Origin of the sequence: Culturomica sp. (assembly GCF_003524185.1) — a bacterium.
Lineage (GTDB): Bacteria > Bacteroidota > Bacteroidia > Bacteroidales > Marinifilaceae > Culturomica > Culturomica massiliensis.
Genome location: NZ_DOED01000027.1, coordinates 79,325 through 102,605, shown reverse-complemented (window position 1 = coordinate 102,605; position 23,281 = coordinate 79,325). Strand labels below are relative to the sequence as shown.

The 23,281-nt window shown below is 43.2% G+C and carries 18 protein-coding genes; 14 read left to right on the top strand and 4 right to left on the bottom strand.

The window, feature by feature from the left end; genetic code table 11:
• Positions 1-73 precede the first annotated feature (73 nt).
• The 3 genes from DD657_RS09685 (at position 74) to DD657_RS09675 (ending at position 6,426) form a co-directional block, all read left to right on the top strand.
• On the top strand, positions 74-1,093 hold the full coding sequence (locus DD657_RS09685) for an electron transfer flavoprotein subunit alpha/FixB family protein (protein ID WP_021987136.1): 1,020 nt from the start codon (positions 74-76) through the stop codon (positions 1,091-1,093).
• 89 nt (positions 1,094-1,182) lie between these two features.
• Positions 1,183-2,889 carry an acyl-CoA dehydrogenase family protein gene (locus tag DD657_RS09680; protein WP_287049711.1) on the top strand — a complete coding sequence of 569 codons (1,707 nt, stop codon included), beginning with the start codon at positions 1,183-1,185 and terminating at the stop codon, positions 2,887-2,889.
• 264 nt (positions 2,890-3,153) lie between these two features.
• A complete protein-coding gene (locus DD657_RS09675) occupies positions 3,154-6,426 on the top strand; it encodes a S41 family peptidase (protein WP_068690783.1) in 3,273 nt (1,090 codons plus the stop codon).
• A gap of 67 nt (positions 6,427-6,493) precedes the next feature.
• On the opposite strand, the gene asnA is transcribed toward DD657_RS09675, so the two are convergent.
• Positions 6,494-7,528 carry an aspartate--ammonia ligase gene (asnA, locus tag DD657_RS09670; protein ID WP_021987133.1) on the bottom strand — a complete coding sequence of 345 codons (1,035 nt, stop codon included), beginning with the start codon at positions 7,526-7,528 and terminating at the stop codon, positions 6,494-6,496.
• 677 nt (positions 7,529-8,205) lie between these two features.
• Between asnA and DD657_RS09665 the strand changes: the two genes are divergently transcribed.
• From DD657_RS09665 to DD657_RS09645, 5 genes are all read left to right on the top strand, one after another.
• Positions 8,206-9,087 carry a metal ABC transporter solute-binding protein, Zn/Mn family gene (locus DD657_RS09665; protein ID WP_118773736.1) on the top strand — a complete coding sequence of 294 codons (882 nt, stop codon included), beginning with the start codon at positions 8,206-8,208 and terminating at the stop codon, positions 9,085-9,087.
• A gap of 97 nt (positions 9,088-9,184) precedes the next feature.
• Positions 9,185-9,952, top strand: coding sequence for a metal ABC transporter ATP-binding protein (locus tag DD657_RS09660; protein WP_118773737.1), 768 nt, complete (start codon positions 9,185-9,187; stop codon positions 9,950-9,952).
• 28 nt (positions 9,953-9,980) lie between these two features.
• Positions 9,981-10,787, top strand: a complete 807-nt coding sequence (locus DD657_RS09655; protein ID WP_021987130.1) for a metal ABC transporter permease — start codon at positions 9,981-9,983, stop codon at positions 10,785-10,787.
• A gap of 95 nt (positions 10,788-10,882) precedes the next feature.
• Positions 10,883-12,274 carry a dihydrolipoyl dehydrogenase gene (gene lpdA, locus DD657_RS09650; RefSeq protein WP_068690791.1) on the top strand — a complete coding sequence of 464 codons (1,392 nt, stop codon included), beginning with the start codon at positions 10,883-10,885 and terminating at the stop codon, positions 12,272-12,274.
• Between the two features lie 19 nt (positions 12,275-12,293).
• Positions 12,294-13,673: a C1 family peptidase gene (locus DD657_RS09645; RefSeq protein ID WP_021987128.1), complete on the top strand. Its 1,380-nt coding sequence runs from the start codon at positions 12,294-12,296 to the stop codon at positions 13,671-13,673.
• 84 nt (positions 13,674-13,757) lie between these two features.
• Here DD657_RS09645 and ispF read toward each other — a convergent pair whose 3' ends face one another.
• Positions 13,758-14,240, bottom strand: coding sequence for a 2-C-methyl-D-erythritol 2,4-cyclodiphosphate synthase (ispF, locus tag DD657_RS09640; protein ID WP_021987127.1), 483 nt, complete (start codon positions 14,238-14,240; stop codon positions 13,758-13,760).
• A gap of 190 nt (positions 14,241-14,430) precedes the next feature.
• Here ispF and DD657_RS09635 point away from each other — a divergent pair, with 190 nt between their 5' ends.
• The 6 genes from DD657_RS09635 to DD657_RS09610 all read left to right on the top strand — a co-directional run bounded on the left by DD657_RS09635 (position 14,431) and on the right by DD657_RS09610 (position 22,011).
• Positions 14,431-15,930, top strand: a complete 1,500-nt coding sequence (locus tag DD657_RS09635; protein WP_021987126.1) for an SUMF1/EgtB/PvdO family nonheme iron enzyme — start codon at positions 14,431-14,433, stop codon at positions 15,928-15,930.
• Positions 15,931-15,998: 68 nt separating this feature from the next.
• Complete coding sequence (locus tag DD657_RS09630; RefSeq protein WP_287049706.1) at positions 15,999-17,294, top strand: UDP-N-acetylmuramoyl-tripeptide--D-alanyl-D-alanine ligase; 1,296 nt, start codon at positions 15,999-16,001, stop codon at positions 17,292-17,294.
• A gap of 10 nt (positions 17,295-17,304) precedes the next feature.
• The gene (locus DD657_RS09625) at positions 17,305-18,039 is read left to right on the top strand and encodes a polyprenol monophosphomannose synthase (RefSeq protein ID WP_021987124.1); all 735 of its coding nucleotides are present in this window, start codon (positions 17,305-17,307) and stop codon (positions 18,037-18,039) included.
• Positions 18,040-18,169: 130 nt separating this feature from the next.
• Positions 18,170-19,501: a dihydroorotase gene (locus DD657_RS09620; RefSeq protein ID WP_287049704.1), complete on the top strand. Its 1,332-nt coding sequence runs from the start codon at positions 18,170-18,172 to the stop codon at positions 19,499-19,501.
• Between the two features lie 91 nt (positions 19,502-19,592).
• Positions 19,593-20,864, top strand: coding sequence for a phosphoribosylamine--glycine ligase (gene purD / locus DD657_RS09615; RefSeq protein ID WP_287049702.1), 1,272 nt, complete (start codon positions 19,593-19,595; stop codon positions 20,862-20,864).
• 154 nt (positions 20,865-21,018) lie between these two features.
• Positions 21,019-22,011, top strand: coding sequence for a hypothetical protein (locus tag DD657_RS09610; RefSeq protein ID WP_287049700.1), 993 nt, complete (start codon positions 21,019-21,021; stop codon positions 22,009-22,011).
• On the opposite strand, the gene DD657_RS09605 is transcribed toward DD657_RS09610, so the two are convergent.
• Together DD657_RS09605 and DD657_RS09600 are read right to left on the bottom strand one after the other, a co-directional pair.
• Positions 22,012-22,674 carry a DUF2461 domain-containing protein gene (locus DD657_RS09605; RefSeq protein ID WP_021987120.1) on the bottom strand — a complete coding sequence of 221 codons (663 nt, stop codon included), beginning with the start codon at positions 22,672-22,674 and terminating at the stop codon, positions 22,012-22,014.
• 81 nt (positions 22,675-22,755) lie between these two features.
• Positions 22,756-23,088: a PAS domain-containing protein gene (locus DD657_RS09600; protein WP_021987119.1), complete on the bottom strand. Its 333-nt coding sequence runs from the start codon at positions 23,086-23,088 to the stop codon at positions 22,756-22,758.
• Positions 23,089-23,281: the final 193 nt, after the last annotated feature.

Sequence of the window (23,281 nt, the reverse complement as noted above, 5' to 3'; positions counted from 1 at the left end):
TTATGATTTACGATTTACGATTGCTATAAGCAACGGAATCAAAAATCTTCAATCAAAAATCAAAAATGAAATTATGAACAGCGTATTTGTATATTGCGAAATAGAAGAGGGTGTTGTAGCAGACGTAAGTCTTGAGCTGCTGACGAAAGGACGTACCCTCGCCACGGAGCTCGGGGTAAAGCTTGAAGCCATCGTATTAGGCAGTGACCTGAAAGGAGTTGAAAAACAAGTATTTCCTTATGGAGTAGATACCCTTTGGGTAGGAGACGACAAACGTTTATATCCGTACACGACTCTTCCCCACACCTCTATCCTGGTTAATTTATTCAAGCAGGAAAAACCCCAGATTGCTTTTATGGGAGCCTCAAGCATAGGACGTGACCTCGGACCCCGCGTTTCTTCTGCACTGCACAGCGGTCTTACTGCCGATTGTACCAGTCTGGAAATCGGAGACTACGAAGACAAAAAAAATGATAAAATATACCATAACCTGCTGTACCAAATCCGGCCGGCTTTCGGAGGTAACATCGTAGCCACCATTGTCAATCCGGATTGCCGTCCGCAAATGGCGACAGTACGGGAAGGTGTTATGAAAAAAGAAATTTTCGATGCCAATCACAAAGGAGAGATAAAGACAATCGATGTCAATAAATTTACCGCTCCGGAAGACTTCGTAATCCATGTCATCGAACGCCACATGGAAAAATCGAAGGTAAACCTGAAAGCAGCTCCGATCATCGTTGCCGGAGGATACGGTGTAGGATCGAAAGAGAACTTCCAGTTATTACACGAACTGGCCGGTGTACTAGGCGGAGAAGTAGGGGCTTCCCGGGCTGCTGTCGATGCCGGTTTCTGTGAGCACGAGCGTCAGATCGGTCAGACGGGTACCACCGTTCGTCCGAAATTGTATATTGCCTGCGGTATCTCCGGACAAATCCAGCATACTGCCGGTATGGAAGAATCGGCTATGGTTATCGCCATCAATACCGATAACAACGCCCCGATCAATAAGTTTGCCGACTATGTCATCACCGGAGACCTGAATGTCATCATTCCGAAGATGATACAGTATTATAAGAAGAACAGCAAGTAAATAATTTTTGATTTACGATTTTTGATTTACGATTAACGAAGTGAGTTGAAATCAAAAATCTAAAATCATAAATCTAAAATAAAGTAAGTATGGCTAATTTTTATACAGATAACGAAGATATAAAATTTCATCTCGGACACCCGTTGATGGAAAAAATTGTAGCATTAAAAGAGCGTAACTATACGGAAGCACAGGAATTTGAAAGTGCTCCGCGTGATTTCGAAGATGCTATTGACAACTACGACAAAGTATTGGAAATTGTCGGAGAAATTTGCGGAGATGTCGTAGCGGTAAATGCAGAATCAGTAGACGCAGAAGGTCCGCAGGTGATAGACGGTCATGTACAGTATGCTGCCGGTACACAACAAAACATCGATGTAATCAACCAAGCCGGATTGAACGGGATCTCACTGCCGCGGAAATACAACGGATTAAACTTTCCGATCACTCCGTTTATCATGGCAGCGGAAATTGTAGCCCGCGCCGATGCCGGATTGCAAAATATATGGGGATTGCAGGACTGTGCCGAAACAATCAACGAATTTGCGAACGAGGAGCAAAAAGCGAAATACCTGCCCCGCGTTTGTGAAGGTGAAACCTGTGCCATGGACCTGACAGAACCGGATGCCGGTTCCGATTTGCAAGCCGTACAACTGAAAGCAACCTACAATGAAAAAGACGGCCAGTGGTATTTGAACGGAGTAAAACGTTTTATTACCAACGGAGACGGACATATTTCACTGGTGCTGGCCCGCTCGGAAGAAGGCACAAACGACGGACGCGGTCTGTCCATGTTTATCTACGACCGCAATAACAATGCCGTTACCGTGCGCCGTATCGAAAACAAATTGGGAATCAAAGGCTCTCCGACCTGTGAATTGGTATTCAAAAATGCACCGGCCGAATTAGTCGGTGAACGGAAAATGGGATTGATCAAATACGTTATGGCATTGATGAATGCTGCACGTCTGGGTATCGGCGGCCAGTCTGTCGGTATTGCTGAAGCCGCTTACCGTGAAGGCCTGAAATACGCGCAAGAACGGAAACAGTTCGGTAAAGCTATCATCGAATTCCCGGCCATCTATGAAATGCTGTCCAATATGGAAGCCAAGCTACACGGTATCCGTTCCATACTTTATGAAACAGCACGCTTTGTCGACATGTACAAAACCTACTACCACATTTCCAAAGAAAGAACATTGGAAAAAGACGAGCGTAACGAAATGAAAGAATATCAGAAAATGGCTGATATCTATACCCCGTTGCAGAAATTGTTCGCCAGCGAATATGCCAATGAAATCACCTATGACGCATTACAGATTCACGGTGGTTCCGGATTTATGAAAGATTATCCCATTCAGCGGTATGTGCGTGATGCCCGTATTACCAATATCTACGAAGGGACTTCGCAACTACAGGTTGTAGCTGCGATTCGCGGTGTAACTACCGGACAATATGCCAAATACATTCATGAAGTGTATGAAAAAATGGCCATCAAACCGGAACACGAATATTTGCGTGAAACCCTGAAATGCATGACCGGTCAATTGGAAACCTGCACAGCTAAGGTAGCGGAAGCCGGAAACACGGAATATACGGATTTCCATGCACGCCGATTGGTCGAAATCGCCGGATATACAATCATCGGCTACTTGTTATTACAAGACGCCCAACGCTGTGAGAAGTTCCAGAAATCTGCCGAAATCTTTATCAATTACGGACAGGCTAAAGTGGCTGCTCATGCAGGATTTATCCATAATTTCGATCCAGATAAACTGGGTATATACAAAAAGTAAAAAAACGCCCTGCGGGGCGTTTTTTTTATAAAACATTCAAAAGCAAACATCTAAAATTTTTATTTTTTCCTCCCCAAAAGCATTCGTTTAAAATTTCAGATTATCCCCACAATCTTCTCCTGCAAAAAAGAGGAATCATAAATCATAAATCTACAATTAAAATATGGCTTTTAAAAAAACGTTAAAATAATTTTTGGAGATCATTTGTGTGTAAAATAAATTATTTTTACAAAGTGTAGCAATTATAATTTTAAATATAATATTATGAACCTATTTCGAACATTAATCACAGTTGCAGTCGTGTGTCTGGCATCCTGGACTGCCATGGCTCAGGAAAATGCATTATGGATGCGTTATCCGGCTATTTCTCCGGATGGAAAAACAATCGCATTTAATTACAAAGGAGACGTTTACCTCGTAGGCAGCGAAGGCGGACGTGCCACTCAATTAACAACAAACCCGGCTTATGACGGTTATCCCGTATGGTCTCCGGACAGCAAAACTATCGCGTTCGCTTCCGACAGGGCCGGCAGTATGGACGTATATACCGTACCCGTAACAGGAGGTTCTCCAACCCGCCTGACCTGGAACTCGGCTTCCGAAACTCCGGTTGCATTTACCCCGGACGGCAAGAAAATACTGTATCGTGCCAACTTCCTGCCGGATGCACAATATACCCAATTTCCGAGCGGCAGCCAAATCTATGCCGTATCTGTAAAGGGCGGAAGACCGGAACAATTTCTGACTTTCGATGTATACGATATACAATTCAATAAGGCCGGAGATAAAATCATCTATCATGATTATAAAGGATATGAGGACAACTGGCGTAAGCACCATACCTCTTCCGTTACACGCGACATCTGGTTACACGACTTAAAAACCGGTAAATTTACAAACATAACCGACAAAGAAGTAGAAGATCGTAGCCCGGTATTCAGCGATGACGAGCAAAGCATTTATTTCCTAAGCGAGCGCTTCGGAGACTTCAATGTATGCAAACTGGCATTGAACAATCCGACCGAAGTCAAACAAATCACGAAGCATTCGAAACACCCGGTACGCTTTTTATCCAAAGCAAACGACGGTACTCTCTGTTACTTTTTCAATGGAGAAATCTATACCTTAAAAGATGGCCAGCAACCTAAAAAACTGAATATACAAGTTGTTACCGACCAGTTGGAAGCAGAATCCAGATTGAATAATCTGCCTTACGGAGCCCGTGAAATGGCATTATCGCCCAATGGTAAAGAAGTTGCTTTTATCGTGAGAGGAGATGTTTTCGTTACCTCTGTTGAATATCCGACAACCAAACGTATCACAAACACAGCCAGCCAGGAACGCTCCGTAAGCTTCTCTCCGGATGGCCGTACATTGGTATATGCAGCCGAACGGGATGGCAACTGGAATATATACACGGCTTCCCTGACCGACAGCACGGACAAATCATTTACGTATGCTAAAGATATCAAGGAAGAACAGATTACGAAAGGCAAAGACGCTTGTTTCGAACCGGCATTCTCTCCGGACGGAAAAGAAATCGCTTATCTGGAAAACCGGACGACCCTAAAAGTAATCAACCTGAAAAGTAAAAAATCCCGGACAGTACTCGACGGGAAATACAACTACTCTTATTCCGACGGCGATCAATGGTACCAATGGTCTCCGGACGGCAAATGGATACTGGCCAATTATTTCGAAAAAGGAGGCTGGCAAAACAGAGATGTTGCCTTGGTAAAAGCCGACGGTAGCGGGGAAATCCACAACCTGACCAATAGCGGATATTCGGATGCCAGTCCCAAATGGATGATGGACGGCAAAGCAATCATCTGGTTCTCGGACAGAGCCGGTTACCGCAGCCACGGTAGTTGGGGTGCCTACTATGACGTGTATGCCCTGTTCCTCGACCCGGAAGCTTACGATGACTTCAAAATGAGTAAGGAAGAAGCAGCCCTGGCCAAAGAAGAAAAAGCCCTCCAAAAGAAAGAAGAAGAAAAGAATAAAAAAGACGACAAAAAAGGGAAAAAAGACGATAAAAAGGAAGACAAGAAAGACAGCAAAAAAGAGGAGGTCAAATTACCCGAGCTTAAAATGAACCTGGATAACCTGGAAGATCGCATTGTACGCCTGACGATCAATTCTTCCAATCTGGGAGATGCCGTGCTGACAAAAGACGCAACCAAATTATACTACCTGACCAGCTTCGAAGGCGGATACGATTTGTGGGTTCGCGACTTCAAAGAAGGCAGCACCAAAATATTGGCCAAGCTGAACAAATGGGGCGGTTCTCTGGAAATGGACAAGGAAGGTAAAAACCTTTATATGTTATCCGGCGGACAGATCAGCAAAATAAACATCAGCAACGGACAAAGCAAACCGGTCACCTACAATGCCGAATTCGAACTGAAAAAACCCCAGGAAAGAGAATACATTTTCAATCACGCATGGCAACAAGTCGTTGATAAATTCTATGATCCGGCACTTCACAATGTAGACTGGAATTTCTACAAAAAAGAATATGCCCGCTTTTTACCGCATATCAACAACAACTATGATTTTGCAGAAGCTTTAGGCGAATTATTGGGAGAATTGAATGCCTCACATACCGGCGCCCGCTATTATGCCTATGGTAATGCACCTCAGACAGCCGTTTTGGGAGCATTCTACGATCCGACATACAAAGGCGACGGTTTGAAGATCAAGGAAGTGATCGAAAAAGGTCCGCTGACTAAAGCCGAAACCAAAATCAAAGCCGGAGTCGTGATCGAGGAAATCAATAATCAACCGATCAAAGCCGGTGAAGACTATTTCAAATTATTTGAAAACTTAACAAACAAAAGAGTATATCTGAAACTTTACGATCCTGATACCAAAAAACACTGGCACGAATATGTAAAACCGATTTCTGCCGGTGCAGAAAAAGGATTGCTTTATGACAGATGGGTAAAACAACGGAAAGAACTTGTTGAGAAATTATCCGGAGGTAAAATCGGATATGTACATATCAAAGGCATGAACAGTGCAAGTTTCCGGGAAGTTTATTCCGAAGTTTTCGGACGTTACCGGAATAAGGAGGCCATCATTTTAGATACCCGCTTTAACGGTGGCGGCTGGTTACACGAAGACCTGGTAAACATGCTCAGCGGAAAGAAATTTGCTGAATTTGTTCCCCGCGGTCAATATATCGGTCAGGATCCGTTCGCACAATGGACGAAACCGTCAGCCGTTATCATGAGCGAAAGCAACTACAGTAATGCACACGGTTTCCCCTGGGTATACAAAGAATTGAAACTCGGTAAGCTGGTCGGAATGCCGGTTCCGGGCACGATGACCGCCGTTTGGTGGGAAACCCAGCAAGACCCGACACTTGTATTCGGTATTCCGGAAGTCGGAATGAAAGACAACCAGGGACGTTTCCTGGAAAATCTGCAATTGGAACCGGATATCCGTGTTAACAATGACCCGGCTTCTGCCATTCAGGGACGTGACCTGCAATTGGAAGCAACAGTCAAATCACTGTTAGAAGAGATCAAATAAAAAATCAGACTAATTGTAAAAATTATAAATCGGATTACGCGGCTAAAGCCGCATAATCCGATTTTTTTTAAAAAAGAAATACACCTGCTTTCTCGCAAGCCTGCCGCACTTCATCCGGCCACAAGCCTGCCTGCACTTCTCCGATATGGCATTTCTGCAACAACAACATGCACAAGCGGGATTGCCCGATCCCTCCTCCCATTGTCTGGGGCAAACTTCCCTCCAACAATAAAGAATGAAAAAACAATTTTTTCCGTTCTTCACATCCCCGGATTTCCAATTGCCTTTCCAAAGCTTCCGGATTGACCCGTATCCCCATCGATGATATTTCAAAAGCCGACTGCAACACCGGGTTCCAAACCAATATATCTCCGTTCAAACCGGGTAAACCGTTCTCCAGCGTCGACCAATCGTCGTAATCCGGAGAGCGGTCGTCATGTATCGTTCCATCGCTTAAAGCCCCCCCGATTCCACAGATAAAGACAGCCCCGTATTCCTTTGTAATAGCTTGCTCCCGCTGTTTCGGCGTTGCTTCCGGATAACGCTTCCGCAGTTCTTCCGCATGTATAAATGTGATCTGCTCCGGTAAAAAAGGAGTCAGCACAGGAAATTGTTCGCTCAACAAAAATTCCGTCCGTTTCAAAGCAGCATATATCCGGCGTACACAAGTATATAAACGTTCCACCGTACGCTCCTCCGGAGTAATGACCTTTTCCCAGTCCCATTGATCGACATAAACGGAATGGATATTACTGACAGCTTCATCCGGCCGTAACGCATTCATATCCGTATAAATACCCAAACCGGGGGAAATGTGGTGCCGCCACAAAGCATACCGTTTCCATTTGGCCAAAGACTGTACAATCTCTGCTTTTTTACCTCCCAACATGCGGGCCTGAAAGCTGACAGGAGCCTCCGAACCATTTAAATTGTCATTCAGACCTTTTCCAGAAGGGACCGCCAAAGGCGCTGTAATACGCCGCAATTTCAATTCCGCAGCCAAAGCCAGTTGAAAAGTGTCCTTTACAAATTTAATAGCATGTTCCGTTTGCCAAACGTCGAGCTGAGAGCAATAATCCTGTGGTAAAAATAATTGTTTCATGTGTTTTATCGGTTTAAAGCCAGAAACCGGAAAAATAAAATACAAATTGTAGATTTACGATTTTAGATTAAAAAAGCTGATAACGAATCAGGTTACCGGGTAATTTAAAATTTACAATCTAAAATTTACAATTCAGACGAATCTTTTTATTGCAGATTTATGATTTACGACTCCTCTTTTTTGCAGGAAAGGATTGTAAGTCCAATCTAAAATCGTAAATCTGAAATCATAAATCCGTCTTGCTGTTCTTTTAACTTCCGAATCTGACTTTCATTACAAAAAAAAGCCTTCCCGAAAAAAGGAAGGCTATATAAATTATATATCAAAATACACTGCTATCGATAATAACCTCCCCCTTGCAATCGATTATAATTATAATTGCAATTATTAAAAAGAAGATTATTATTCAGATTTCTCATGGTCGTTCCACTGTTTCGGAACAAAAATAGAAGATAATCGCAAATAAAAAAAGAAGATTCCAAAAAAATATTTTTAGCCTTCGGGATTCGGGCGAAAAGGACTATCTTTAACATGCTAAAGCCAACGATTTAATTGTAGATTTCAGATTTACGATTTTAGATAAAAAAATCTGATAACGAATCAGGTTCCTGGCAATTTAAAATTTACAATCTAAAATTTACAATTTATATGAACGATACATCTAAAACGCCAAAAAAATGATATCCAAACACATACACGTTATCACATTATTCACACTTCTCTCACTGTTTCTGTTTTCCTGCAAAGAGAAAAAACAAGACAGACATATCGTTACGGTAAGCATCCTTCCTCAAAAATACTTTGTAGAAAGAATTGCCGGCGACTACTTGCAAGTAAATGTCATGGTTCCCCCCGGAATGAATCCGGCAACCTGCGATTTGAATACCGGACAACTGAAAAAGTTATACGATAGCGACTTATGTTTTGCCATCGGCTATCTTCCCTTCGAAACCACCCACCTTTATCCGGCACTCTCAAATCGTCCCGATATCCCGCTTATCCGGCATTCAGACTCATTGCAACTGATCGCAGGAAGCTGCAATCACGATCACCACGATCACACACACGAAGGCGGCGTAGATCCTCATGTATGGCTCTCTCCGCACTATGCAAAATCTATCGGGAGAGATATTTACCGTACATTATCCGAAAAATACCCCGAAAAACAGCAAGAATTTTTAGCCAACTACAAATTACTTGAACAGGACATCGACAAAATTGCGCATTCAGCCGATAGCATACTGTCAGAAAAAAAACACAAAACTTTTCTGATTTACCATCCGGCACTGACCTATTTTGCCCATGACTACAACATGGAACAGATCTCGATCGAGCATGAAGGGAAAGAACCGGATCCCAGGCACCTGAAAGAAATCATGGATACGGCAAAAGAAAAAGACATTCATGTCATTTTTATTCAAAATCAATTCGATATCAGCAACGCCCAATCGATAGCCAAAGCCATCGGAACCGATATCATCCCGATTGATCCGCTAAACGAAGACTGGCTTGCTGAAATGCAAAAATTACTGCAAATTTTTCAGGAAAAACTAAACTAGATTCAGTATACATTCATTCCATTTTTTTCCCAAAAAATAGAAATTGATTTGCGCGTATAATCCAAAACCGTAAATCCGAATTTATAATTAAAACAGCATGTCGACAATACTCGAATTAAAAAATATCACTGCCGGATATGAAGGTATCCCAGTTCTGAAAGAAGTAAATCTAGCCATAAAAGAACAGGATTTCATCGGAATAATCGGCCCGAACGGTGGAGGCAAAACAACTCTTTTAAAAGTCATTTTAGGCCTTCTGAAACCTTTCAGCGGAGACATTCATTACTACGTTTCCAAAACGAATCTCTTCGGTTACCTTCCCCAAAACAGCCAGTTCGACCGCCGCTTCCCGATCAGTGTCAGAGAAGTCGTAATGTCGGGACTGATGTCTGAAAAAAAATTGTACCGCTATTATTCCCGTCAGGACAGGATAAAAGCCGACGAATTACTGATAAAATACGGCATGGGAGACTACAGCAAAGCTCCCATCGGAGAACTTTCGGGAGGACAAATGCAACGGGTGTTTCTATGCCGGGCAATTATTTCATCTCCCCGTATCCTGATTCTGGACGAACCGACGACCTATGTGGACAGTAATTTCGAAAAAGAATTTTATACCATACTGAAAGAACTAAACAAAACCCTCAGCATTGTCATGGTCTCGCACGATCTGGGAACCATTTGCTCGTACGTAAAAACAATTGCCTGTGTCAATCACGGTTTACATTACCACCAGTCGAACCTCATCAGCACGGAGCAATTGCAATCTTATAATTGCCCCATCGAGCTGATCTCCCACGGTCCTGTCCCCCACCGGGTACTGACAGACCACTCCGATAAGAACTGTAACTGTAACAAATCCTAAACTTCAGCCATTAATCGCTTCCATTGCCATGCTCGAATTCCTAAAATACGATTTTTTTCAAAATGCCTTGCTCAGTACCGTCCTGATCGGTATCAGCTGCGGACTGGTCGGCACCTACATTGTTGCCAAACGGATGGTGTTCATCAGCGGCGGAATTACCCACGCTTCTTTCGGAGGCCTGGGCTTTGCCTACTTCATCGGTATTTCACCCTTATTGGGAGCCGCCGTATTTTCAATCGCAACGGCCATCGGCATACTTTTTCTTGCCGAAAACAAAAAAATACGGGAAGATTCTTTAATCGGCATTTTCTGGTCGGCCGGAATGGCCATCGGGGTACTCTTTATCTACCTTACTCCCGGATATGCTCCCAACCTGATGTCCTACCTCTTCGGCAACATACTGACGGTTACCTGGGGACAAATTCTCCTTTCCGTTTTACTCTGTCTGGTGATTATTGTTTTCTTCGTATTATTCTACCGTCCGCTGTTCTATATTGCTTTTGACAAAGAATACAGCCGTACGCACAACGTACATGTCAACCGCATTGATGTTGCCATTATGTTGATTATTGCCCTATGCATCATATTGTGTATGAAATTAGCCGGTATCATTTTAGTTATCTCCTACCTGACACTGCCTCAGGCTATTGCCGGCACTTATTACAAAAATTTCAAGCAACAATTGATCGCTTCCTCTATAATCAGTGCTATCGGGTCGGTAATCGGGCTCTTCGTGTCGGCGGCATTGAATACCCCTTCAGGAGCTACAATTGTCGTATGCTTTTTACTATTTTTTCTCCTGGCCTGGCTGGGAAAGAAAATCTGGAAATCGTAAATCTAAAATCTGCAATTAAAACGTTCTTTTTTGCCTGAAGATTTGTTAGCTTTGCAGACGGAACTTTATATTTAAAAATTTAAAACGTTTGAGATATGAATTATGACCTGATCGTCATCGGAAGTGGTCCTGGCGGATATGTAGCAGCAATCCGGGGAGCCCAGTTAGGGATGAATGTTGCTGTAATCGAAAAAGCCGAGATCGGAGGTATATGCCTGAATTGGGGATGTATTCCGACCAAATCCCTTCTAAAATCGGCACAAGTACTCGATTATGCCCGTCATGCAGAAGACTACGGCGTGAAAATAGAAAATACGCAACCGGATTTCGGTGCCATTATAGCCCGTAGCCGGGGTGTTGCGGAAAAAATGAGTAAAGGCATTCAATATCTTTTCAAAAAAAACAACATCACCGTTATTGAAGGACAAGGAAAATTAACGGCAGATAAAAAAGTAGAAGTAACGGCAAACGACGGTGCAAAACAAATCTACGAAGCCAAACATATTATCCTCGCTACAGGAGCACGCTCCCGCCAGCTTCCGGCTATTCCGCAAGACGGCAAGCGCATCATCGGCTATCGGCAGGCTCTTACCCTGGATCATTTGCCGGCTTCCATGCTGGTTGTCGGTTCCGGAGCCATCGGTTCTGAATTGGCCTGGTTTTACAATGCAATGGGTACAAAAGTTACTTTAGTCGAATTTATGCCCAACGTATTACCGATAGAAGACGAAGAAGTATCGAAACAGATCGGACGTTCCTTCAAAAAAGCCGGTATCGAAGTCATGGTGAAATCATCTGTCGAAAGCGTCGATAACAGTGGCGAATTATTAAAAGTAAACATTCGCAACAAAAAAGGAGATATAGAAGTCCGGGAAGCCGAAATCGTATTGTCTGCCGTAGGTATTGCGCCTAATATTGAAAATATCGGTCTGGAAGAATTGGGTGTCGAAACGGAAAAAGGCAAAATCAAAGTCGACGATTACTATCGCACCAACATCGCCGGAGTCTATGCCATCGGAGACATTGTCCACGGACCTGCTTTAGCCCACGTAGCTTCAGCAGAAGCCATTTGCTGCGTTGAGAAAATTGCCGGCCTGGAAACCGAATCTATCGATTACGGCAACATCCCCGGATGTACTTATACAACCCCGGAAGTCGCTTCCGTCGGTCTGACCGAAGCCAAGGCCCTGGAAGCCGGCTATGAGTTACGCATCGGAAAATTTCCTTTCACAGCTTCAGGTAAAGCAAGTTCAGCAGGCGCCAATGACGGATTCGTCAAACTGATTTTTAATGCAAAAGACAATACCTTATTGGGTGCCCATATGGTCGGTGCCAATGTAACGGAAATGATAGCAGAACTGGTATTGGCCCGTAAAGCAAAAGTCTCCGCACATCAATTGATTAAAACGGTACATCCTCACCCGACAATGAGCGAAGCCGTTATGGAAGCTGCCGCTGCCGCTTATGACGAAGTAATACATCTATAAAACCATTAAATATTTTTACATGAAAAAGACTTTATTAATTGCAGCCTTAAGCCTTAGTTGTTCCGGAATTTTCGCCCAGGCAATCGAAGGCAAGGATTTGCAGGAAATTCAAGCCTCGTTTAAAAAAGATACTCCTACGCGCGCTTTACAAAACATCCTTACAGCAGATAAAAATCTGAAAGGGAATGCACTTAACCGTGAACTGCAAGGTAAAATCGACCATTTTTTCAAATACCGTGTAAATGTCAAAGGAATTACGGATCAGCACAGCTCCGGACGCTGCTGGATGTTCACTTCCATGAACGTACTCCGCCCGGAAGTTATGCAGAAATACAACCTGGACAAATTCGATTTTTCCCACAACTATACCTACTTCTGGGATATTTTTGAGAAATCAAACCTATTCCTTGAAAACATCATCTCCACAGCCGGAAAAGACATGGAAGACCGGGAAGTATGCGAATATTTCAAATCTCCGGTCGGTGACGGAGGCGTATGGAACTTGTATTACAATGTAGCCCAAAAATACGGTGTCGTACCCCAGGAAGTCATGCCGGAAACCGCACATTCAGACAATACTTCGCAAATGGTGAACATCATCAATGAAAAATTACGATTGGGAGGGTATGAGTTACGGGAAATGGCTGCTGCCGGCAAATCGGCAAAAGAACTGCGGAACACAAAAAAGGAAGTACTGAAAGATGTCTATCGGATACTGGCTCTTTGCCTGGGAGAACCGCCTCATTCCTTTACCTGGAGATTCAAAGACAAAGACGGGAATATCAAAGAATTGGCGAATTACACTCCCATGCAATTCTACAAAGAAATCACTCCCGCTGATTATAACCCAGATAATTACATCATGATTATGAATGATCCGACCCGGGAATATTACAAGATATATGAAATACAAAATTACCGGAATGCCCAGGAAGGCATTAACTGGACTTACCTGAACCTTCCGAACGAAGATATCAAAAAAGCAGCCCTGGCTTCCATAAAAAACAATGAAGCAATGTATGCTTCTTGCGATGTCGGGAAACAACACCAACGGGAAACAGGTATACTCGATCCTGAAATGTACGATTACGAATCCTTACTGGGCGTAAAACTCAAAATGGATAAGAAAGCACGTATACTTACCCGTCAAAGCGGCTCTTCACATGCCATGACATTGATCGGATGTGATACAGATGCAAATGATCAGCCCGTAAAATGGGAATTTGAAAACAGTTGGGGAAGTGCAAGCGGTAACCACGGTTATCTGACCTTCACAGACGACTGGTTCGATGATTATATGTTCCGTATCGTTATCCACCGGAAATTCTTAGATGCCAAAGCCATAGAAGCTCTCAAACAAAAACCGGTGCAATTGCCCGTGTGGGATTATATGTTCTAAAAACAGAAATAGAAACAGAAATGGCCAAAAGCCGGGAAATTCCCAGGCTTTTGGCCATTCTGTTCTAACTCACCCCATCTGTTTTCAACCTTCCTTCGTCAACAAAACCGTTGCATAAGCCGATACACCTTCCTCCCTCCCTTCAAAGCCGAGCTTTTCCGTTGTCGTTGCTTTTACAGACACATCTTCGGGAGCTACTTGCATAACAGCAGCCAGAGTGTGTTGCATATCTTCAATAAAAGGACGTAATTTCGGACGCTGCATACAAATCACACTATCTACATTACCGATCTCATATCCTTGTTTCCTTATCAGTTCCACCGTTCGCTTCAAAAGCAACTTGCTGTCGATACCTTTAAATTCAAGGGCTGTATCCGGGAAATGATAACCGATATCTCCCATGCCGGCAGCCCCCAGCAAGGCATCGCAAATTGCATGTATCAACACATCTCCGTCCGAATGAGCGATACAGCCTTTCTCATGTGGCACCAACACGCCTCCGAGCCATAAGGGTAAGCCCGCTTCCAAGCGATGTACGTCAAAACCGATTCCTGTTCTGATTTTCATTTTCATCATTTTTTAATCCGGTCGCAAGATTAACAAAAAAAGCGTTAAATCCGCCGCAAACAGAGCTATATGTTCAAAAAAAACAAGATTTTTATTTTTGTAAATACATTTTTAAGTATATTTGTGAATTAATTGCGTTTCGTTTGATTCGAATAAAAATACTAAATTAAATAGCTAAAAAAAACTGCTCATGAAAAAACATGGTTTTTTAGTTTTGGGAATGTGTTGTGTGATGCTTTTCTCGGCAAGTTCTTGCCAAAAAGTAAAAAAACTTTTCGGAGGAGGCCAAAAATCTTCTACTACCGGTTGGACTTACAATGATAAGAAAAACGGGGGTATGGAATATAAAAAGGTGAAGAATCAAAAGACAGGCCCGGGACTTGTATATATCCCCGGAGGTACCTTTGTGATGGGACGGACACAGGAAGATGTTATGGGAGACTGGAATAACCCACAGCGGCGGGTCACAATCGAATCTTTCTATATGGATGAACATGAGGTGCGGAATATCGACTGGCTGGAATACCTCACCTGGTTGCGACGTGTATACGTCAGTTATCCCGAAGTGTATAAAAAAGCGTTACCCGACACACTGGTATGGCGCGAGCAATTAGCTTATAATGAACCGATGGTCAGCAACTACCTTCGATTCCCCGCTTATGCCGAATACCCGGTAGTCGGTGTAAACTGGGAGCAAGCTACGGAATATTGCGTGTGGAGAACCGACCGTGTAAACGAACAGTTATTGATTGACAAAAAGGTGCTGGCACACGATCCGGACAATCAGAGAGACGAAAACAACTTCAATACAGAAGCTTACCTGAACGGACAATATGTAGGGACGGTAAAAAAGAATATCAAAGGATTAGGCAAAGAAAGAAGACCTGTCAAATGGGAAGACGGGATTTTACTGCCGGAATACCGTTTGCCGACAGAGGCTGAATGGGAATATGCAGCCTACGCTTTAGTCGGAAATACACACGACGAGCGCATCAGCAACTCCCGCATTTATCCGTGGGACGGCTCCTGGGTCAGATATGCTGAGAAAAAGCACAGAGGCCGGATGATGGCAAACTTTGTCAGAGGTAAAGGGGACTATATGGGGGTTGCCGGAGACGCGAATGACGGTTTTGCCATGACAGCTCCCGTCAAAAGTTTCTGGCCGAACGATTTCGGACTGTACGACATGGCCGGCAATGTAAACGAATGGGTTTCGGACGTTTATCGTCCTTTATCCTTCCAGGATATGGCAGAATTCAATCCTTATCGCGGGAATGTCTTCAAGACGCTCGTAACCGACGAAGAAGGCAACATCGCCCAGAAAGACAGCCTGGGACACATGCGTTACCGTGTTCAAACCGACGCAGAACTGGCAAATAGAGAAAACTATCGTACTGCCGATAACCGGAACTACAAAGACGGTGATATCCAATCCCGGATTTCTTCGGACATCGACTGGAAAGCACAGGACAACAAAGGCACAAAAGATATGTACTATGTTTCCAACGAAGAAACGACAACCATGATCGATGATGAAGCCCGGATATATAAAGGGGGCTCATTCAAAGACAGGGCTTATTGGCAAAATCCGGGAACAAGACGTTATCTGAATCAGAAAAAATCGACCAACGATATCGGCTTCCGGTGTGCAATGAGTCAAATCGGCGGCGGGAAAGTCAAAAAGAGATAAAAATAAAAGGTTGTGAAATTCACAACCTTTTTTATTACGAACCTGATAAACAATTCATTTCAGAAAAAATGACTACAAACATCGCCTCTCTATACGAAACTTACATCCGGGGACACCGGGTAACAACCGACTCCCGGAATATCCAACCGGGGGATGTTTTTATCGCCCTGCGCGGAGACAATTTCAACGGTAATAAATTTGCACAACAGGCACTGTCCCAAGGGGCTGCTACGGCAATTATCGACGATCCGGAATTCGACAACGGAGAAGGATACATTCTAGTGGAAAATACGCTAACCTTCCTGCAGGAAACCGCCGCCTATCACCGCCACCGGTTGGGAATTCCGATACTGGGAATAACCGGGACGAACGGTAAAACAACAACGAAAGAACTGTGTTATGCCGTACTTTCACGCCGTTTTAAAACCGTCGCAACCCAAGGCAATTTAAACAATCATATCGGAGTGCCTCTCACCTTGTTGAGTATGGATGAAACCACAGAATTCGGAATCGTAGAAATGGGCGCGAACCACCCCGGTGAAATAAAAATATTATGTGATATTGCAGACCCGGACTTCGGCGTGATCACCAATATAGGCCAGGCTCATTTAGAAGGATTCGGCAGTTACGAAAATATCATATCTACTAAGAAGCAACTCTACGATCATATCTTCCGGAAAAAAGGAAAAGTATTCGTCAATGCGGAAGACCCTCTTCTTATGGAATTATCCCGGGATCACAACCGGATTTTATACGGTAAAGCAGAAGCCTACCTGAAAGGCGAGCTACTTCAGTCAATCCCTTATATGGTATATGAACTGAAAACCTTAAAAGGAAACCTTTGTATCCGGACCAAGCTGACAGGCGGTTATAATTTCGACAATGCTATGGCTGCTTCCTGTATCGGGACTTACTTCGATGTATCAGCCGTTTCCATCCAACATGCAATCGAAGATTACCGTCCGTCAAACCTCAGGTCGCAACTGATAAAAACAGCTCATAATACCATCATTTTAGATGCTTACAACGCCAATCCCAGCAGTATGGCGGTAGCTTTAGCCAATTTTGCCGAAATGCCGGCTCCCCACAAAACCGTCGTATTGGGCGAAATGCGTGAACTGGGACAGGTCAGCGAAGAAGCTCACCGAAAAATTATCGATATATTACAGGAAAATCATTTCAATACGGCTTTTCTCGTCGGGAATAATTTTGAACATTGTTCCAATAACCTTAACTTTATCCGTTATTTCAAAGATACCGATGCCTTAATCGTGTTTCTGAAAAATCACCCGCTTCAAGATTCTTGTATACTGGTGAAAGGTTCAAGAGGCAACCAATTGGAGCGTATTGTAGAATACTTATAATTCTGAACAAGTGAACAACAGAGTTGTTATCATTCCGACCTATAACGAAAAAGAAAACATCGAAAATATCATCCGGTATGTCGTCGGATTGACTCCGAAATTCGATATTCTGATCATAGAAGACAATTCACCCGACGGGACAGGCGACATTGTCGAAAAACTACAACAAGAACTCCCCCAGCTTCACATGATCCGGCGGGCAGGTAAATTAGGCTTGGGAACCGCTTACATCACCGGCTTCAAATGGAGTCTGGCACACGGATATGAATACATCTTCGAAATGGATGCCGATTTCTCCCACAATCCGGACGATTTGGTCAAACTATACGAAGCCTGTAGCACGGGAGCAGACATGTCCATCGGTTCCCGCTATGTCACCGGAGTCAACGTTGTCAACTGGCCTATGGGACGTGTTTTAATGTCCTATTTTGCTTCAAAATACGTACGTTTTATCACAGGTATGAAAGTACACGATGCCACAGCCGGTTTTGTTTGCTATACCCGGAAAGTATTGGAAAGCATAAATCTGGATAAAATCCGCTTTAAAGGATACGCCTTTCAGATTGAAATGAAATTTACAGCCTGGACGCTGGGATTCCGCCTGAAAGAAGTACCCATTATTTTCACGGACCGTACTTTGGGAACATCGAAAATGAGCGGAGGTATTTTTACGGAAGCTTTCCTCGGAGTCATTACAATGAAAATACGGAGTCTATTTTCGAAACGGAACAAAAAACAACAATAATTTTAATTTTAGATTTACGATTTCAGATTGAAATACGAATCAGAGCTGTAATTTCGTTAATCTGAAATCGCAGATATCACAGGAGGGAATTGTATGTGTTGTCTAAAATCTAAAATCAAATGATTCTATTATGAAAAAAATCATCAAAGGCGGGACACTGGTCAATGAAAACCGGATTTTTCAAGCCGATATTCTCATTGAAAATGACCGGATTTCCTGCATATCAGACCGTCTTTCTGAAGAAGTCTGGGAAAATGCGGAAATAACAGATGCAACAGGATTATTTGTTATACCCGGTGTTATCGACGATCAGGTACATTTCCGGGAACCCGGTTTAACGCATAAGGGAGACATTGCTGAAGGCAGCCGGGCAGCCGCAGCCGGAGGAGTAACTTCTTTTATGGACATGCCCAACGTCGTTCCCCCGACAACCACCTTAAAACGACTGGAAGAAAAACAAGAAATTGCCCGACGTAATTCGGCTGTAAACTATTCCTTCTATCTAGGCGCCACCTCGGACAATATGGACGAAATACGGAATATCGATCCGCATACGACCTGCGGACTCAAAGTATTCATGGGTTCTTCTACCGGTAATATGTTGGTCGACAAATTGGAATCCCTTGAAAAAATTTTCAGCGAATCACCGGTACTTATTGCCACTCATTGCGAAGATACGCCGATCATTAACCGTAATCTGGCTCTGTATAAAGAACAATACGGGGACGATATTCCGGCCGGATATCATCCGCTTATCCGTAGCCGGGAAGCCTGTTACAAAAGTTCGTCATTAGCTGCTGCCTTGGCTCGCAAACACAATAGCCGCCTTCATATTCTGCACCTCAGTACTGCGGAAGAAATTGCTTTATTGGATACAGGCAGCCGGAAAAACAAAAAGATTACCGGGGAAGTCTGCGTACACCATCTTTGGTTCAATGATTCAGCTTATCTGAAAAAAGGAAATCTTGTCAAATGGAATCCGGCCATAAAAACGGAAAAAGACCGGCAGGCTTTGATACAAGCCCTGAATGAGAACAGAATGGATGTCATCGCCACCGATCATGCCCCCCATACCCTGGCCGAAAAATCCGGACCTTACACAAAAGCGGCCAGCGGCGGCCCAATGGTACAACATTCCTTAACCGTCATGCTTCAGCTAATGGAACAGGGGGAAATCCGTCTGGAAAATATCGTAGACAAAATGTGCCATGCACCGGCCGAGCTATTCCGTATCAAAGACAGAGGTTATCTGCGGGAGGGATACAAAGCTGACATTTGCTTATTCGGTAAACGTCCCTGGCAGGTCACAAAAGAAAATATCCTCTATCGCTGCGGGTGGTCACCGCTGGAGGGAATGACATTTGACTATAAAATACAGACCACTTTTGTCAACGGTCACAAAGTTTATGAAAACGGGAAATTCGACGACAACTATCGGGGAGAAATGCTGGAGTTCTGTTGAAAGCCAATAATTTTTTCTATTTTTGTACGACCGCATTAAGCGGTAAAACATCTGAAAACACGCACAACAACGATATGAAGGTTTTAACGATATGAAGGTTTTATTATTAGGAAGCGGAGGCCGTGAACACGCCCTGGCCTGGAAAATGATTCAAAGTCCGGAACTGGAAAAGCTATATGTAGCCCCGGGAAATGCAGGAACAAGTGAAATCGCAGAAAATATTGCCATAAAACCGACAGATTTTAAAACCATCGCCGGCTTCATTGCCGAAAAAAATATCGATATGGTTGTTGTCGGACCGGAAGATCCTCTGGTTGCCGGTGTACGGGATTATCTCGAAAACGACGAACGTCTGACCGACCTGATGATTATCGGCCCCGGAAAGGCAGGAGCTATTCTGGAAGGAAGCAAAGACTTCGCAAAAGAATTCATGTTTCGCCATCATATACCTACAGCCGCTTACTTAACAGTAACGCCGGATTCCATAGAAAAAGGGATCTCTTTTTTACGAACCTTACGTCCTCCCTATGTATTGAAAGCCGATGGACTGGCTGCCGGGAAAGGGGTCTTGATTTTAAATGATCTGTCGGAAGCCGAACAGGAATTACAATCCATGCTAAACGGAAAATTCGGAAAGGCCAGCAATCAAGTCGTTATCGAGGAATTTCTGCAAGGCATCGAAATTTCCGTATTCGCGCTGACGGATGGCCAAGATTATAAAATACTGGGATCTGCTAAAGACTACAAAAGAATCGGAGAAGGTGATACAGGCCTGAACACGGGTGGTATGGGAGCCGTTTCGCCGGTACCGTTCGCCGACACGGCTTTCAATAAAAAAGTAGAAGACAAAATCATACGTCCGACCATTGAAGGTTTGCAAAAAGACGGTATTAGCTACAAAGGTTTTCTGTTTTTCGGATTGATGAATTGCAACGGCGAACCTTGGGTTATCGAATACAATGTGCGCATGGGAGACCCCGAGACAGAAGTCGTTATTCCCCGCATACAATCCGATATTCTCGAGCTATTTAAAGCAACTGCCCAAGGTAAACTGGCCAAAGCTGACTTTACCATGGATAAACGATTCTGTACAACAGTCATGCTTGTTTCCAAAGGCTATCCGGAAGACTACGAAAAAGGAAAAGAAATTCAAATCGGAAATATACAGGACTCTATCGTATTTCATGCAGGTACCCAGAAAACAGAAAACCGGGTAGTAACAAACGGAGGACGTGTCATTGCCGTCAGTTCTTATGGAAATACAATGCAGGAAGCACTGACTTTGTCTTATGAAAATCTGGAAAAAATCGATTTCAACGGCAAAACTTTCAGAAAGGACATCGGCAAGGATTTGATGCAATAAAAACCGGTATATTTCAATACGATTCTGAACTTACGGCATAACTTCGCTTACAGCCGTCCCCTGTCAAAGAAAAACGTAGATCAGAAATAAAATACAGGACATCCGTAAAAACAGGATGAAAGGTGGAATGCAAAACTTTTAAAATAATTTACCTATGGTTTTCGACAGATTTCTGAAATCGAAAAAATTGTACATGCTTTTCCTTCTGCCTTTTCTGGCATTGGCAATAGCTGCCATAGGTTTTTACTGGCAACCGGTCCGCCCCCATCTGTCTTTAAATGAAGGTGTCATATACGCCGAATTTTTACGGAATTTATCTGCCGAACACAGCAGATACACCGGACTGGGAATCACATTGGCCATAGCCTACTTTATGTTTTACGTCAATGCCAGATACAAATTTTTACCGCAAATCTCAACACTTCCGGCAACGATCTATATCCTACTGACGACGGGACTGGTCCTGTACCAGGGGTTCAGCTATATTCAAATAGCCACCCTACTGGTGGCATTCGCCTTCGCCGGCCTGCAAGAGGCCATTAACGATATAAAATCCAATAGCTCCATTTATAGTTTCGGTTTTTTAACGGCCTTGGCCATATTGGTATACCCGAAATCAGTCCTTCTTTTTCCATGGGCAATATGCGTACTGATGTTCTCCGGCAGATCCACCCTGAAAGACATCAGTGCTATCCTACTCGGTTTAATTACACCGGTATTTCTTACCTGCTTCTATTATTTTTGGACAGATAACCTCCAGGAGTGTATCCAACGATTCCAAAACAGTCTTTTGGCCGGAGAATTTCTGACACATCCGGAAGGAGCAAGCGTGATCTTTTACGGATTATTAATTTTACTCCTACTGGTATCTTTATACGGTATCATTGTCTTTTATCCGATATCGGTAGTCAATCAGCGGCGCGGCATCCTGTCACTGCTATCCATGCTTTGCTTTTGCAGCTTATCTTTTTTAGTAATTCCCGATATCTATCCGGATATGCTATATATGCTGTTTATGCCTCTCACTTACATTTATTCGCAGCAACTTATCAATCAACGTATCGGCCTTTTAGGAGATATCTTTCTTTTTCTACTCTTCCTTACCGGTATCGTATTCTGCAAAGCAAATTTTTTCACGGTTTATTAATCAGCCCTCATCTACCGTATAATTCAAAAAACGATTGAAAGTGTACATCTTCTTAAACACTTCAGCAACCCGGGCTATTGCTTCCGTTCCCTCAAAAAAAGTTTCCGGCTTATAAGTAACGACATCGTAATGCTTGTATTTCAGCAAATCTCCCTGTGGAAAATCTGCGGGAAAAGGAGCAGGCACCCGTTTCAGTTTATCCGTATCATCTATGCCTGTAAATTCCTTTACAAAAGCCTTCTCCTGCAATATCGAAGTAAACTCCTCGATATTATCATAAATATCCTGCCGCAATCTTTTCAGCAAAGCCGGATCGGGACAATATAAACCACCTCCCAATAAACTTCCGTCCGGTTCCAGATGTACATAATATCCTGCCCGATTGCTGTTACGTCCGCCCGGACTTGCAATATAAGCACCGAAATGAGTTTTATAAGGCGTTTTATCCGGAGAAAAACGAGTATCCCGATAAATCCGGTAAACACAATCCTTTGCAGCCAGCCCCCGGACTTCTTCATCGAAATCTGCCGTCCGCTCTATCAACTCACTGACCCATTTCTCGAAACGATCCTTCAATTCCAGGTATTCCGGCTTATGAGCATTAAACCACTCCCTATCGTTATTGTCCCGCAACTTACGCAAAAAATCAAATATTGCTTTCATACATTCTTTTTATTGAAACTCAAAAATAATTAAAAATCCGTCCCTTGGATTCCAGATTTTCAGATTTTTCCGTTTCCGAATCTATTTGCGAATCATATGCTTCATTTCAAACGGTATAACCATCGAAAGTTCCATAAATCCCATATACTCACCATTTTCATACCATGGCGTTTGATAAATCAACTTTTTTACACCTTCTTTTTCTATCGTATAGGCATTCGTCCGCGGATGTTGTAACATATCAGCCAACAAAGACTTCGCCGGTTCCGGATGACAATCCAACACATTTTTACCGATCAGCTCTTCCCTTCCGGGTTTCAGAAATGTCTTACGCGATTTATCGTTCATATCTATGATACGCCCCTCTTTATCACATACGGTTACTGCGACATCTGCTTCTTTAAAATAATCCATCTTTTTTCTATTTAATTATTCGGTTATGTTCTGTATTCCTTACACTTCCGGTATATCATAACGCTTGCCTATTTCAAGCCCCAATTTATACTCCTCTCAAAAACCGGAATGCGCACTCAATTTACAATTTTAGATTAAAGAATCTGATAACAAATCAGATTGCAAGCAATCTAAAATTTTAAATCTAAAATCT

Coding starts and splice junctions, on each gene's coding strand:
- DD657_RS09685 (WP_021987136.1), top strand. CDS start 74: ATGAACAGCGTATTTGTATATTGCGAAATAGAAGAGGGTGTTGTAGCA.
- DD657_RS09680 (WP_287049711.1), top strand. CDS start 1,183: ATGGCTAATTTTTATACAGATAACGAAGATATAAAATTTCATCTCGGA.
- DD657_RS09675 (WP_068690783.1), top strand. CDS start 3,154: ATGAACCTATTTCGAACATTAATCACAGTTGCAGTCGTGTGTCTGGCA.
- asnA (WP_021987133.1), bottom strand. CDS start 7,528: ATGAAACAATTATTTTTACCACAGGATTATTGCTCTCAGCTCGACGTT.
- DD657_RS09665 (WP_118773736.1), top strand. CDS start 8,206: ATGATATCCAAACACATACACGTTATCACATTATTCACACTTCTCTCA.
- DD657_RS09660 (WP_118773737.1), top strand. CDS start 9,185: ATGTCGACAATACTCGAATTAAAAAATATCACTGCCGGATATGAAGGT.
- DD657_RS09655 (WP_021987130.1), top strand. CDS start 9,981: ATGCTCGAATTCCTAAAATACGATTTTTTTCAAAATGCCTTGCTCAGT.
- lpdA (WP_068690791.1), top strand. CDS start 10,883: ATGAATTATGACCTGATCGTCATCGGAAGTGGTCCTGGCGGATATGTA.
- DD657_RS09645 (WP_021987128.1), top strand. CDS start 12,294: ATGAAAAAGACTTTATTAATTGCAGCCTTAAGCCTTAGTTGTTCCGGA.
- ispF (WP_021987127.1), bottom strand. CDS start 14,240: ATGAAAATCAGAACAGGAATCGGTTTTGACGTACATCGCTTGGAAGCG.
- DD657_RS09635 (WP_021987126.1), top strand. CDS start 14,431: ATGAAAAAACATGGTTTTTTAGTTTTGGGAATGTGTTGTGTGATGCTT.
- DD657_RS09630 (WP_287049706.1), top strand. CDS start 15,999: ATGACTACAAACATCGCCTCTCTATACGAAACTTACATCCGGGGACAC.
- DD657_RS09620 (WP_287049704.1), top strand. CDS start 18,170: ATGAAAAAAATCATCAAAGGCGGGACACTGGTCAATGAAAACCGGATT.
- purD (WP_287049702.1), top strand. CDS start 19,593: ATGAAGGTTTTATTATTAGGAAGCGGAGGCCGTGAACACGCCCTGGCC.
- DD657_RS09610 (WP_287049700.1), top strand. CDS start 21,019: ATGGTTTTCGACAGATTTCTGAAATCGAAAAAATTGTACATGCTTTTC.
- DD657_RS09605 (WP_021987120.1), bottom strand. CDS start 22,674: ATGAAAGCAATATTTGATTTTTTGCGTAAGTTGCGGGACAATAACGAT.
- DD657_RS09600 (WP_021987119.1), bottom strand. CDS start 23,088: ATGGATTATTTTAAAGAAGCAGATGTCGCAGTAACCGTATGTGATAAA.